The 1,337-nt window shown below is 66.0% G+C and carries 2 protein-coding genes and 1 pseudogene; all 3 read right to left on the bottom strand.

Annotation, left to right across the window (positions count from 1 at the left end):
- Positions 1–116 (bottom strand): annotated as a pseudogene (locus tag ACMZ42_RS27090) (hypothetical protein); the annotation flags it as partial.
- A 127-nt stretch (positions 117–243) separates the two neighbouring features.
- Positions 244–543, bottom strand: a complete 300-nt coding sequence (locus ACMZ42_RS27085; RefSeq protein ID WP_415733436.1) for a transcriptional regulator — start codon at positions 541–543, stop codon at positions 244–246.
- A complete protein-coding gene (locus ACMZ42_RS27080; RefSeq protein WP_415733435.1) occupies positions 540–956 on the bottom strand; it encodes a hypothetical protein in 417 nt (138 codons plus the stop codon). Before ACMZ42_RS27080 ends, ACMZ42_RS27085 begins: the two co-directional genes overlap by 4 nt.
- Positions 957–1,337: the final 381 nt, after the last annotated feature.

The raw sequence follows: 1,337 nt of genomic DNA, 5'->3' as shown, positions 1-1,337 counted from the left end.
CTGCGGTAGGAGGGAGGCCCGTCCGTGGGATCGATCCGGTGCAGCGCCGTGAGGAAATCCGCCAAGTCCACGGCGAGCAGGCCGGGTTCGTCGATGGACCCGATGCGCGGAGTCTCGCCGTCGAGCCACCGTTACACGGACCAGTGCCAGGGATACGACAGAGCGGGCACTCCTCTGCCCAGCGGAGTGGGAATGTCAAAGGGAAGCAGCGGGGCGAGCCGTGGCAGCCACCGGTGTTCCCGCTCAGGCGTGGCGGGCAGCACTGTCAGCGATCTCTTGCAGCGCGGCCATGTGACCGACCAGGGCACTTCGCCCGCTGTCGGTGAGCGCGAGCCACGTTCGGGGCGTCTTGCCGACGTACCCCTTACGGACCGCGACGTAGCCCATCTCCTCCAGGGCGGAGACGTTCTTCGAGAGGTTCGAGGGCGAGAGGTCGCAGTACTCCTGGACGGCCCGGAATTCCGCTTCATCGCATCCGGAGAGGAAAGCCGCGATCCTGATGCGGGTGACGGTTCGAAACGCGTCGTTCAGCGCCGCCGTCATGCAAGGACCCGCTTTTTCAGCGTGAACCAGGTGTAGAGGAACACGACCAGACCCAGTCCGGCCCACATCCAGCGGAGGTCCGAACTGACGGCCATTGCACAGATCAGGATGACCACGAAGGCGTTGACGGTGCTGCTGCGCTCCCGGCGCGCGGGACCGCGCAGACCAGTGACGCCCTGCCGGGCCCGGATGCGGGCCAGGATCTGATCAGCGGCCAGGGCGAGAAGAACGCCCACGGCGATGGTCACCGCCTTCAGCCAGCGGGGTGAGGGACTGAGCCCGCCCAGCGCTATGGCGGCACCCACGAGGAAACCGCAGATGGGCGGCGCCCATGCCGGCAGTCGGGGTTCGACGGAGGCCCGGTACGACTGGCGGGCCTGCTCAAGGTCGCGTCGCGCTTCTTCAGCTTCCATGGTTGCCACCCTGGCATGCACTTTCCCGATTTTCAAGTAGTAGATTCTCAGAAACTACCATGCGTGTCGCCACGGCGAAAAAGGCCATCGCCTCCGCTGCGGCCGTCACCGCAGCACACGCCACGTTCCGGCAGGTTCACTCCGTCGCACGGGCCCTCGCCTTCCGCGACCGACGGCCTTGGCAGCCGGCCGTCCACGACGTGTGCCATACAGAGCACGCAGGCCACAAATGATCACCATGACCTCGTGCGGCCCAAAGCCGGTGGTGGGTACCCAACACCGGAGAGTTCGAGCACAGCAGACAAGGAAGCGGGAACATGACCACGGACGAGAACGGCATGGTGCTCTACTGGCGCCCCGGCTGCATCTACTGCATGAAGC

Origin of the sequence: Lysinibacillus sp. NPDC056185, from assembly GCF_047737915.1 — a bacterium.
Taxonomy (GTDB): domain Bacteria; phylum Bacillota; class Bacilli; order Bacillales_A; family Planococcaceae; genus Lysinibacillus.
The sequence above is the reverse complement of the archived record's forward strand: the minus strand, read 5'-3'. Positions and strand labels throughout refer to the sequence as shown.

Excerpts from the sequence above, each read along its gene's own strand:
- ACMZ42_RS27085 (WP_415733436.1), bottom strand. The coding sequence starts at position 543 with ATGACGGCGGCGCTGAACGACGCGTTTCGAACCGTCACCCGCATCAGG.
- ACMZ42_RS27080 (WP_415733435.1), bottom strand. The coding sequence starts at position 956 with ATGGAAGCTGAAGAAGCGCGACGCGACCTTGAGCAGGCCCGCCAGTCG.